Below are 12,106 nucleotides of genomic sequence, written 5' to 3'. Positions count from 1 at the left end.
ATGGCACAAGTAAAAGTAGAAGATGATTTAGTAGAATATGGCTATCGACGCATTCTTATTACGATTACAGCGGTACTATGTGCGTTGCTCGAAATCGTGGATACCACCATTGTCAATGTAGCGCTGACCAACATGAGAGGAAGCCTTGGTGCCACATTAAATGATGTCGCTTGGGTAATTACCGCTTATGCTATTGCAAATGTCATTGTAATCCCAATGACGAGCTGGCTTTCACAACAATTTGGAAGACGAAATTATTTTGTGACTTCCATCATTATTTTTACGGTCGCTTCCTTTTTATGCGGTAATGCCAATAATATATGGGAACTTATCGCTTTCCGATTTATTCAAGGTCTGGGTGGTGGTGCTTTATTAGTTACGGCGCAAACTATAATAACCGAGAGTTATCCTGTTGCAAAACGAGGTATGGCTCAGGCGATTTATGGAATGGGTGTAATTGTGGGACCAACTTTGGGACCGCCATTAGGAGGTTATCTTGTTGATCATTTTTCCTGGCCTTATATTTTTTACATCAATATTCCTCTTGGTATCATAGCAACTATTTTGGCATTAAGTTTTGTAAGAAGTCCTAAATATGGTGAAAAGCTAAAGACTAAACAGGTCGATTGGTTGGGGATTTTTCTGTTGACAGTATTCATTGGTTCGTTACAATATGTTTTAGAACACGGTCAGCAAGACGATTGGTTCAATAACAAAATAATTACATTATTAAGTGTCATATCGGTTTTTGGTTTAATACTATTTATTTGGAGAGAATTGACTTATAAGCATCCAATCGTAAATTTGAGTGTATTAAAAGATGGAAATCTAAGAATTGGAGTATTAATGTGTTTTATTTTAGGATTTGGACTTTATGGTTCCACCCTAATTATTCCAATTTATACCCAATCGATTTTAGGATGGACCGCCACTGATGCCGGTTTATTACTTATTCCGGGTTCCATCACCACAGCTATCATGATGCCAATTATTGGTAAATTAATTCAAAAAGGTGTTCCTCAAGGCTATATGGTAGGTCTTGGGTTTTTAATTTTCTTTTTCTTTGCTCTTATCATGCACAATAGCATGACACCAAATACGGGTGTTGAGCATCTTTATTGGGGATTAATTTTAAGAGGAATTGGATTAGGATTGCTTTTTGTACCAATAACAACATTGTCTCTTTCCACCTTAAAAGGAAAAGATATTGGCGAAGGGGCAGCCTTTACAGGAATGATGCGACAATTGGGAGGTTCCTTTGGTATTGCCATTATCACTACTTTCATCACAAGGTTTAGTCAGGAACATAGAGTGAATTTGGTTTCCCATTTAGACGGAAGCAGATTAGAAGTGCAACAACGCGTTTTAATGCTGCAAAAGGGTTTTATGTCAAAAGGATTTACTGCTAACGAATCTTTGAAAAAAGCGTATCAGGTCATTGATTATTCTGTAATGAGACAAAGCACCGTTTTGTCGTATATGGATATTTTTCTTTACCTCGGCGTTATGTTTCTATTTTGTATTCCAATAATCTTTTTTATTAAAAAAGGAAAAAACAAAATCAATCCTGCAGATGCCATGCATTAGTAGAGACGCGATTAATCGCGTCTCTACGCTATCTCGTAAAAACCAAATGATTTCCTTCTGATAAATTAGCATCAAACTGATAGCCTTCATAATTGAACCCTTTTAAATCATCAATTGTTTTTGCATTGGTATCAATAATATAACGCACCATCATTCCCCTCGCCTTCTTAGCGAAAAAACTGATTATTTTTAGTTTACCATTTTTATAATCTTTAAACTCTGGCGTGATTACAGGAACCTTCAACGTTTTGACATCAATCACTGAAAAATATTCTGTACTGGCTAAATTGATAAACAATTCACCTTTTTCAAGCTCTTTATTTAATGCTTTTGTAACCGTTGATTTCCAAAATTCATATAAATTTTTGCTTTCGCCAATAGCCAATTTCGTTCCCATTTCTAATCGATACGCTTGTATTAAATCCAAAGGTTTTAACAAGCCATACAAACCAGATAATATTCTCAAACTATCTTGTAACGTTTCTAATTTTTCTATTGGAATCGAATACCCATCTAATCCGGTATATACATCTCCATCAAAGGTAAAAACTGCTGGACGGGCATTTTCTATAGTGAAAGGTGTTTTCCATTCTTGATTGCGTTTCCAGTTCAAATCAGCGAGTTTATCCGAAATACCCATTAAATCAGCTAAGTCCGCAGGCTTTTTTTGTTTCAAAACTTTATGAACTTGTCGCGATTCTTTTAGAAACCGGGGTTCTGTGTGAAGTTTAGTTGGCAACTCTTTTTCAAAGTTCAAGGATTTGGCTGGCGATATAACAATTTTCATAAGTAACTACTATTTTTTTGATACTACCACGAATTATGTGGATTGCTTTTTTGCCACGAATTTCACAAATTAATACTATTTTTTTTAAAATTATAATGAATTAATTAGTGGAATATTCGTGAAATTCGTGGCTAACTTATTTTGCTCTATTTGAATTACGGATTCAAAAGTACAAATTGAAAACAAGAAAGTAGGAATCTATGAATTGATTTGTTTAATAGTATAATAGAAAATGGAAATTGTTACCTAAATTATTTGTGTATTTTTGAGTTTTAAAAGAAACCAAAAGACCACATACTATTATGAATCCAATTGAAATTAGAAAAGCTACAATAACCGACCTTGAAGCAATACAAAATATAAGCACACAAACTTTCATAGAAACTTTTGCCGCTGTAAATACAACTGAAAATATTGAGAATTACGTAACGGAAAGTTTCAATTCAGAACAATTGACTTCAGAAATAAACAATGCTGATTCACAGTTTTATCTCGCTACTTCAGGCAATGAAATCCTTGGTTATTTGAAAATAAATTTTGGCAACGCCCAAACCGAAACCATTAATAAAAATGCTTTAGAAGTGCATCGAATTTATGTTTCACAAGCATTTCATGGAAAAAATGTGGGACAATTATTGATTGATGAAGTAAAAAAAATTGCACAAGATACTGGTGTTGATTACATTTGGCTTGGTGTCTGGGAAGAAAATCATAGAGCACTCCGATTCTATACCAAAAATGGTTTTGTCGAATTTGACAAACATGTTTTCACATTAGGAAATGAAGAACAAACCGACTTATTGATGCAACATATAATAAATAAAAAACAGTAATGAGCAGAATTCCATCCTCTGAAATAAAAAAGCCAGTTCGCATTTTGAATGCCGCCGTAATTGTAGCTGCCCTGGGTTATTTTGTAGATATTTATGATTTATTGCTTTTTGGTATTGTCCGTACCGATAGTCTTAAAGACTTGGGAATTACAGGAGATGCGATTCGAAATCAAGGAGAATATTTGATTAGCATGCAAATGTTTGGGATGCTTTTTGGAGGTATTCTTTGGGGAATTTTAGGTGATAAAAAAGGACGAATTTCTGTTTTATTTGGTTCCATCTTAATTTATTCTGTGGCTAATATTGCCAATGGAATGGTAACCACCGTTGATGGATATGCGTTCTGGAGATTGATAGCCGGAATTGGACTTGCAGGCGAATTAGGAGCTGGAATCACCTTGGTTACGGAATCTTTACCCAAAGAAAAACGAGGTTATGGAACTATGATTGTCGCTTCGGTGGGTGTTTCCGGAGCAGTAGCAGCCTATTTAGTCTATCAGATTTTTCAGGATTGGCGTTTGTGTTACTATGTTGGCGGTGTTTTAGGAATTCTTTTACTCTTCTTAAGAATAAGCATTTCCGAATCTGGGATGTTTAAGAAAGTACATGAAAGTGCAGAAAAGAAAGGAGATTTTCTATCCTTATTTAAAGATAAAAAGCGATTTTCAAAATATTTTCAGTGCATTCTTATAGGAGTTCCATTGTGGTTTTTGGTAGGAGTATTGATAACTTTTTCTCCAGAATTTGCCAAAGCATTAGGCGTTCAGGGATTCGAAACTATTGTGGCAGGAAAAGCTATCGCTTGGTGTTATGCCGGGTTGGTTTTTGGTGATATTGCCAGCGGATTACTGAGCCAGTGGCTAAAAAGTCGAAAAAAAATCATGTACTTATTTTTAGTTTTTAATTTGATTATGGTCTTTGTGTATTTGAACGCATTTGGAATTACGGCTTCCACTTTCTATACACTTTGCTTTATTATGGGATTTTCTGTGGGTTATTGGGTGTTATTTGTAACCATTGCAGCGGAACAATTTGGAACTAATATTCGGGCAACTGTAACTACAACTGTCCCTAATTTTGTTCGGGGTTCACTCCCATTAATCATCTTAATTTATGGCTTTTTCAGAGACAAAATTTTTGATGGAAATATTCTGCAATCAGGGATGATTGTAGGATCAATATTGTCCGTAATTTCGATTTTAGCCCTTTGGAAATTGAAAGAAACCTTCCATACCGATTTGGATTACACTGAAAAAGAAACACAACCTTTTTTATAACTTTCCTATTTTAAATCTAAAATAAAATGGAATACATAATCATTTGTCTCGCCGCATTATTAGGTTCCGGTTTGACATTATTTTCCGGATTCGGACTGGGAATGCTTCTGGTTCCTGTCTTTGGCATATTTTTTCCAATCGAAATAGCCATCATACTCACGGCAATAGTCCATTTTTTGAATAATCTTTTTAAACTTTTTTTATTAGGTAAAAGTGCCAATCTTAATGTGGTTTTACGCTTTGGTATTCCCGCCATACTTTTTGCCTTTCTCGGGGCTTATATCCTTTCATTATTAACTGATATGCAACCGTTAATGGACTATCAAATGGGAAATCATATTTTTGAAATCATGCCTATAAAGTTGACTATTGGAATCTTATTATTGTTTTTTTCTCTTTTCGAAGTTGTACCTAGCTTAGCCAATATACAATTTGACAAGAAATACCTTCCTCTAGGTGGAATTTTAAGTGGCTTTTTTGGTGGACTTTCCGGAAATCAGGGCGCTCTGAGAGCTGCTTTTTTGATAAGAGCCAATTTATCAAAACAATCCTTTATTGCTACAGGAGTAGTAATTGCCTGTTTGGTTGATATTTCCAGGCTGACTATTTATTCAAAAGGAATAATCAATCATTCCGATCATTTTGATTATACATTACTCACTTTGGCCACCCTTTCGGCATTTATTGGGGCATATTTTGGAAATAAACTATTAGAAAAAGTGACTATCAAAACCATTCAAAACTTAGTGACTGTAATGCTTATCCTTTTTGCAATTTTATTGATTATGGGAATTATTTAATACTTTCGAAAAAAACACTTATTATTTAATTCGATTATATTTACATCAAATTTACAATATGAAATTACTTTTTACTTTACTTTTTTCTGCTCTTTTGAATATTGGTTACTCACAATCAACTAACGAGTATTTCGAAAAGATTAGAAATAATGAAGCTGCCTTAACCGCTTTCTTTTCTCAGATGCCAAAAGGAGGTGATTTACACCACCACTATTCCGGATCTATTTATGCAGAACCCTTACTGGAACATGCTATTGCTGAAAATTTTTATCTCAATACCGAAACCATGCAAGTGGAAAAAGAAAAATCATCTACTGGTAACTGGGAACAATTTTCAACACTGAAAAGTCGTGGCGAATTAGATATGTACAAGCAAAAAATTATGCAAAAATGGTCTGTGAAAGATTATAATCATGTGGATTATCCTTCGGATAAGTTGTTTTTTGAATCGTTTATGAAGTTTGAGCCAGCCATCAAAGGTAATTTTGGAAAAGGAGTATTGGAACTAAAAAACAGAGCCATTACAGAAAACGTCAGTTATATTGAAACGCAATTATCTACGATTCCAAGTACAATGAATACCGATGATTTGACAAAATTCAATGCCAGATTACGACAATTAGCTTTGCTAAAAGACGAAAAATCCATCCTAAAATCGCTGGATTCTGTTTACAATTCATTACTAAAAAAAGGCGCTGCATCTTATGCTACCGATTTCAATACCAATTTTGTTGCAAAACTTCACAATGAACTTAAGATAGATGATGCCCGTTTCACCATGCGTTATCAAAATTTTGTATTGCGTTTCATGGAACCTGTTGATTTATTTAAAAATCTGGTAATCGCTTTTATCTCGGCAGATAGCAGTCCGCTTATGGCGGGTGTAAACATCGTTTCACCCGAAGATGGCGAAACATCCATGAAAGATTATTGGTTGCACATGGTGATGTTTAAATATTGTCATTCCCGTTATCCAAATGTAAAATACACGATGCATGCCGGCGAGCTGACTCTTGGTTTAGTTCAACCGGAAGAACTGACTTGGCACATTGGTGCTGCCGTTTACACTGCAGGAGCCAATCGTATCGGTCACGGCGTGGATATGGCATACGAACAAAATTCTTATGATTTATTGCGCTATATGGCTAAGAAAACTATTCCGATAGAAATCAACTTAGTGAGTAATGAATTCATTTTGAAAGTCAAAGAAAACCGTCATCCATTAACATTGTACAAAGAATTTGACGTTCCAATCGTAATCAGCACGGATGATGCGGGGATTTTACGTACCAATATGACGGAGCAATATGTTTTACTGGCCAAAAGATACAAAGACATAACCTACACTGATATCAAGCAATTTGTTTACAACAGCATCAATTATAGCTTTATAAAAGATACTTCCGTAAAAAAACAATTGTTGAAAAATATCGACTCCAGATTTAAAACTTTCGAATCTAATTTTCCAATGAAATAAATTGGAACCGAACACAAAAAGTGACTTTTTTAGAAACTATTGACGCCCTTTAAAATTTATTTAAAAACAAATTCAATAAAGCCCCACTTGGGGCTTTATATTTGCTGTTTAACGGTTATTCAAAAAAGATATTTTTTAAATAGTTAATTTTACTATATTTGACATACCTACTTAACTACTACATACTTACTTACAATTACAAAAAATCATTTATACTAGTAGCATTTCTTTATTTTAATTGTTTAAAAACATGATAAATTATTGAACAATGAGTAGATCTTTAATTTGGTATTTAAGAAGGCACCCATTACTATACGAAGTGCGATTTAGATTATTATCTAAAAATGTAACTATCGATCGTGTAGAAAATTTTTGCTACAACAACATAAATAAAACAACCGACATCCCGGATATTTATTTTGAGTTAAATCCATTAATTTTTGAAAAAATAAAAATTGCATTGAGTGATCTTGATAAAGCCAAACGAATAGCCATCTGGCTTAGAAATAACATAAAAGGAGGTCCGGGATTAGGCAAATCATCAGAAATGGCTTTAAGAAAAATGATAAACGGAGAAGGAGGGGTTTGTAGTGATTTTTCACAAGTCTTCAATAATTTTTGTGTGATTAATGATTTAAAAGTAAAAGAATGGGGACTGAAAGTACTGTCAAAAGATCCTACTCTTAATGGCGGACATACGTTTAATGAAGTGTATTCCAAAGAATTTCAAAAATGGATTTTAATAGATGTTTCCAAGTCACTACTTTTCTACCCCATAAATCCAACAATTCCATTATCCATTTTTGATTTGGTTAATCTAAAAAATGAAAATGAAAAAGTAACCTTTTCGTGTTTTAACGAAAATACTACAACTGACAATAAAAGGATAACTGACATTTATATAACTTCCAATTCTTCTCCTTTTTTAATCACTAATTATTGCAACAAAACATATGACTTTTATTTAGATAAACTAAACTTTCTTCCCGAGCCTATTGTTCATGGATTACTATTTCTTCTTGGGAAAAGCTATGCTTTTGAATTTCCAAAATATCAATAAATAGATTTCCAAATCACTAATTTGACTATATTTGGGAATACGAATTTATTTACAAATCAATTATGGCCATTGCAAGACCCCTTTTTAGAATTTTTGATTATGATAAAGCCAAAGCATTTTACATCGATTGGCTAGGTTTTAAAATCGACTGAAAAAACAAACCGGACAACTCCCCTATTTATCTACAAATATCTTTGGATGATATTATTATTCATTTAACAGAACATCACGGTGATTGCAGTCCCCGGTGCTCGAATACATATTGAGGACTTCAACAATCTTGCAGCCTATCACAAAAAAATCCTGGCTAAAAACTACAAATTCAACAGACCCAGTTTAGACAAAGCTTCCTGGAGCCCCAATGCTATTTGTATGCAAGCAATTGATCCTTTTGGGAATAGATTGACTTTTACGGAGGAAGTGTAATTGTTATTTTGTACGAATAATTTTATTATATTTGAGAAATAAATATTGATGTCTGTCAAAAATATATACAAGTTATCTACAACTCAAAAAACTGATTGAATGAAAAATATATTTGCAATTATCGTTTGTTTATTATGTTTTGAGGCTTATGCCCAAAGTATTAAAGTACAATTAAAACAAGTAACGACAATTGAAGATGCTAAAAAGTTTGCACAAGAAAATCAAAATCTTGAAGCTCAACTCATATCTTCAATCCCAGAAATTGAAAATGATGAATTTGCAGCAAAGCTTTCTACAGCAAAACTAGGAGATATTTTTTCAGATATTGATTTTACATATAAAATACTTTTTACAACAAAAATTCAAGCTTTTCGGGTTAGCTATATTTATTTAGATGGTAGTAAACTTTCAGCAAAAGAAATCGAAAAAATGAGAACTAAGATTTTAGAGGAATACAAAAACGGAAACGCATTTGCCATTTTAGCTAAAAAATATTCGATGGATAATAGTAAAGACGGAGATCTTGGATGGTTTTCTGAAGGCATGATGGTTCCTGAATTTGAAACTGCTATAAAGAATCATAAACAAAATGATGTTTTCAAAGTTGATGTACCTGATAAAAAATGGTATTATGTTGTTTTAAAAACATTTAACGACAAAGAAGTTGAAGAATTAAGCATTTTAAAAATTAAAAGCAGCACATAACATCTAGCAAATTAGGCAAAAAAAAAGCTCTTAAAAACCAGGCTCCGCAAAGTGTTCCTTGTATACGCTGCGCAAATGTCTCTGACTTTGCGCCCACAACAATAAGCAACAAACAGTAATCACTTCAAAAACCAAACTTAAACCCACAAAAAAGCCCCAATCCGGGGGGGCTTTTCATATTTTAGTCTTCTTCTTCATCCGTACTATGGGATTTTGAATACCCTCTCCACTTTTCAATACAATCTTGAAAATCTTGTGGGAGTTCTGTATCAAAACGCATCATCTCGCCAGTGGTAGGATGTACAAAGCCCAAAGTCTTGGCGTGTAAAGCCTGTCTTGGCAATGCTTTGAAACAGTTGTCTATAAATTGCTTGTATTTGGTAAACGTAGTTCCTTTTAGAATCAAATGACCACCATAACGCTCGTCATTAAATAAAGGATGTCCTATGTGTTTTAAATGCGCTCTAATCTGGTGCGTTCTTCCTGTTTCCAGTTGGCACGAAATCAACGTCACGTAACCAAAACGCTCCAAAACTTTATAATGCGTCACGGCAGGTTTCCCAATTTCCGGATCAGCAAAAACCGCCATTTGCATACGATCTTTCAGGTGACGCGCTAAGTTTCCTTCAATCGTTCCTTTCTCTTCGACCACATTTCCCCAAACCAAAGCAATATATTCTCTTTCGGAAGTTTTAGCTTCAAATTGCTTAGCCAGATGCGTCATTGCGGCTTCGGTTTTAGCAATAACCAATAAACCCGAAGTATCTTTATCAATTCTATGAACTAATCCGGGACGTTCGCTGCTGTTCATAGGCAAATTATCAAAATGATACGCCAAAGCATGCACCAAAGTCCCCGTATAATTCCCGTGACCGGGATGCACCACCATTCCTGGCAATTTGTTTATCAATAACAACGCATCATCTTCATAAACAATATCAAGCGGAATATTCTCCGGATTAATATGGTTTTCATAAGGAGGATGGGTAAGCATTACGCGAACAACATCGTTGGCTTTCACTTTGTAATTCGACTTCACAGTGGCGTCATTTACAAAAATATTCCCTTCAGTTGCAGCGGTTTGTATTTTATTCCGAGTTGCATTTTGAATCAAACCCATCAAATATTTATCAATTCGCAAAGGCGCTTGCCCTTTAGGAACTTCAAATCTGAAATGTTCAAATAACTCCTCTTCTAAATCTATTGTATCAATATTATTGTTCATCAACTGGTATTTCTTCTATTGGTGTTACCAGACTATCTGTAGCACTTTCCTCTTCTTCATAACTCATTTTTCCGTCTCCTAAAACCAAATCAATTTTGGATGATTTCAAGACTCTGTCCCCTACTTTCAGGTTTCTTCCTTTGAAACGCATTTCCAGAACCATGTCTTTTCCAAGATTTGGAACATAAGTAACAGTTCCTTCTTCAAGCCCTAAAGCTTTCAATGTAGGCACCGCTTCACGATACGTTTTTTCAATCAAATCAGGAATTCGCACAGACGAAAATCCCGAAGCATTTATTTTTATATATACTTTCCTACCCACTTTTACTTTTGTTCCCGGCGATGGATCTTGCTCCACCACACTAAATTGAGGGAAATCACTTCTAAAATCCACACTATCCAAAAGCACGTAATCTAAATCCAACTCATCCAGCTTTTCCTCCACTTGCTCTTCAGTCAATTTACTCAAATTCGGAACAGCAATTTCATGACCATGATCCGTTGTAAAAGTCAACCAATGCATAAACAAATAACCCAAAGCGGCAATAATGGCAAGAGCAATCAATACTTGTACGAAAAAGACACGGCTGGTAAGATACTTACGTAAACTCATAAATTTATTTTTATATGTGGCAAAGATAAAGCTATTTCGTTTCAAAAAAAATGATAATTTTGTTTAAGTAAAAAATGGCTTTTTCAATTTGGAGCTATTTCCTGATAGAAGTGGTATCCTTTTCTTTTTTTAAAGAAAAGGATACCACTTCTATCAGGGCTAGGGCATCCGTTTTCAAAAGAAAACTTTCCCATTACAACACCTGAAAAACCACCCCGCCCGTTGGGCACCCCTCCAAAGGAGGGGAATACGTATGCCTTCCCCTCCTTTGGAGGGGTGCCTGAAAGGCGGGGGTGGTTTTTCTATAATAGAATATGACAGTAATCAAACAAACAAAAAATGAAAAACATTGCCATCATCATGGGCGGATATTCCAGCGAGTATAAAATCTCATTGATCAGCGGAAACGTCGTATATCAATTTCTTGACAAAACGAAATACAACGGATTCCGAATCCATATTTTCAAAGAAAAATGGGTGTATGTTGATGCTAATGATGCCGAATTTCCTATTGATAAAAATGATTTTTCAGTAACGGTAAACGCAAACAAAATCACTTTCGATTGTGTTTTTAATGCCATACACGGAACTCCGGGCGAAGACGGATTGATGCAGGCGTATTTTGAATTGTTGAACATTCCACAAACATCTTGCGATTATTATCAAGCAGCTTTAACGTTCAACAAACGTGATTTATTGTCAGTTTTAAAACCATACGGAATAAAAACCGCCACCTCCTATTACTTAAACAAAGGCGACATCGTAAATACCGACGGAATTGTAAAAAAAGTAGGTTTGCCTTGTTTTGTAAAGCCCAATAAAGCAGGTTCCAGCTTTGGAATTTCCAAAGTTAAAACCATCGCTGAATTGCCAATCGCCATAGAAGTTGCTTACAAAGAAGACAACGAAATCATCATAGAAAGTTTCCTTGACGGAACTGAAGTTTCCGTTGGAGTCATCAATTACAAAGGAACAATAACCGTTTTACCTATAACCGAAATCGTTTCTGATAATGATTTCTTCGATTACGAAGCCAAATATTTGGGTAAATCACAAGAAATCACACCCGCCAGAATCTCGGATGAAATGACGCAAAAAGTAAGCGAAATAGCCAAACGCGCTTACGAAGTCCTCAAAATGAAAGGTTTCTCCAGAAGCGAATTTATATTGGTAAACGGAGAACCACACATGTTGGAAATGAACACCATTCCAGGATTAACAACAGAAAGTTTGATTCCGCAACAAGCCAAAGCCGCCGGAATTTCATTGGAAGATTTGTTTACCAATGCGATAGAATTGGCGTTGCCTGAATAACT

12 protein-coding genes and 1 pseudogene are annotated in these 12,106 nt (G+C 34.7%); 10 read left to right on the top strand and 3 right to left on the bottom strand.

Annotated features, from left to right (window positions below; translation table 11 throughout):
- Positions 1 to 1,587, top strand: a complete 1,587-nt coding sequence (locus ACNO7W_RS10905; RefSeq protein WP_143386660.1) for a DHA2 family efflux MFS transporter permease subunit — start codon at positions 1 to 3, stop codon at positions 1,585 to 1,587.
- A gap of 28 nt (positions 1,588 to 1,615) precedes the next feature.
- Here ACNO7W_RS10905 and yaaA read toward each other — a convergent pair whose 3' ends face one another.
- Positions 1,616 to 2,374, bottom strand: coding sequence for a peroxide stress protein YaaA (gene yaaA, locus ACNO7W_RS10900; RefSeq protein ID WP_417938146.1), 759 nt, complete (start codon positions 2,372 to 2,374; stop codon positions 1,616 to 1,618).
- 302 nt (positions 2,375 to 2,676) lie between these two features.
- On the opposite strand from yaaA, the gene ACNO7W_RS10895 reads away from it, so the two are divergent.
- From ACNO7W_RS10895 to ACNO7W_RS10860, 8 genes and pseudogenes are all read left to right on the top strand, one after another.
- Entirely contained in the window at positions 2,677 to 3,207 is a 531-nt protein-coding gene (locus tag ACNO7W_RS10895) for a GNAT family N-acetyltransferase (protein ID WP_143386662.1), read from the top strand.
- Positions 3,207 to 4,484: an MFS transporter gene (locus tag ACNO7W_RS10890; RefSeq protein WP_417938145.1), complete on the top strand. Its 1,278-nt coding sequence runs from the start codon at positions 3,207 to 3,209 to the stop codon at positions 4,482 to 4,484. Before ACNO7W_RS10895 ends, ACNO7W_RS10890 begins: the two co-directional genes overlap by 1 nt.
- 26 nt (positions 4,485 to 4,510) lie before the next feature.
- On the top strand, positions 4,511 to 5,284 hold the full coding sequence (locus ACNO7W_RS10885) for a TSUP family transporter (RefSeq protein WP_417938144.1): 774 nt from the start codon (positions 4,511 to 4,513) through the stop codon (positions 5,282 to 5,284).
- A gap of 58 nt (positions 5,285 to 5,342) precedes the next feature.
- On the top strand, positions 5,343 to 6,761 hold the full coding sequence (locus tag ACNO7W_RS10880) for an adenosine deaminase (RefSeq protein ID WP_417938143.1): 1,419 nt from the start codon (positions 5,343 to 5,345) through the stop codon (positions 6,759 to 6,761).
- Positions 6,762 to 7,029: 268 nt separating this feature from the next.
- A complete protein-coding gene (locus ACNO7W_RS10875; RefSeq protein WP_417938142.1) occupies positions 7,030 to 7,821 on the top strand; it encodes a hypothetical protein in 792 nt (263 codons plus the stop codon).
- A 62-nt stretch (positions 7,822 to 7,883) separates the two neighbouring features.
- A pseudogene (locus ACNO7W_RS10870) lies at positions 7,884 to 8,087 on the top strand (glyoxalase superfamily protein).
- Complete coding sequence (locus ACNO7W_RS10865) at positions 8,053 to 8,247, top strand: glyoxalase superfamily protein (RefSeq protein ID WP_417938141.1); 195 nt, start codon at positions 8,053 to 8,055, stop codon at positions 8,245 to 8,247. Before ACNO7W_RS10870 ends, ACNO7W_RS10865 begins: the two are co-directional and overlap by 35 nt.
- Positions 8,248 to 8,346: 99 nt before the next feature.
- Positions 8,347 to 8,952, top strand: a complete 606-nt coding sequence (locus tag ACNO7W_RS10860; RefSeq protein WP_417938140.1) for a peptidylprolyl isomerase — start codon at positions 8,347 to 8,349, stop codon at positions 8,950 to 8,952.
- A gap of 181 nt (positions 8,953 to 9,133) precedes the next feature.
- Here ACNO7W_RS10860 and ACNO7W_RS10855 read toward each other — a convergent pair whose 3' ends face one another.
- Both ACNO7W_RS10855 and ACNO7W_RS10850 read right to left on the bottom strand, forming a co-directional pair.
- Positions 9,134 to 10,177 carry an RluA family pseudouridine synthase gene (locus tag ACNO7W_RS10855; protein WP_143386670.1) on the bottom strand — a complete coding sequence of 348 codons (1,044 nt, stop codon included), beginning with the start codon at positions 10,175 to 10,177 and terminating at the stop codon, positions 9,134 to 9,136.
- The gene (locus ACNO7W_RS10850; RefSeq protein WP_143386671.1) at positions 10,167 to 10,790 is read right to left on the bottom strand and encodes a PASTA domain-containing protein; all 624 of its coding nucleotides are present in this window, start codon (positions 10,788 to 10,790) and stop codon (positions 10,167 to 10,169) included. Before ACNO7W_RS10850 ends, ACNO7W_RS10855 begins: the two co-directional genes overlap by 11 nt.
- Positions 10,791 to 11,129: 339 nt before the next feature.
- Here ACNO7W_RS10850 and ACNO7W_RS10845 point away from each other — a divergent pair, with 339 nt between their 5' ends.
- Positions 11,130 to 12,104, top strand: a complete 975-nt coding sequence (locus ACNO7W_RS10845; RefSeq protein WP_143386672.1) for a D-alanine--D-alanine ligase — start codon at positions 11,130 to 11,132, stop codon at positions 12,102 to 12,104.
- Positions 12,105 to 12,106 lie beyond the last annotated feature (2 nt).

Source organism: Flavobacterium sp. ZB4R12 (genome assembly GCF_048276375.1).
Classification (GTDB): domain Bacteria; phylum Bacteroidota; class Bacteroidia; order Flavobacteriales; family Flavobacteriaceae; genus Flavobacterium; species Flavobacterium gawalongense.
The sequence above is the reverse complement of the archived record's forward strand: the minus strand, read 5'-3'. Positions and strand labels throughout refer to the sequence as shown.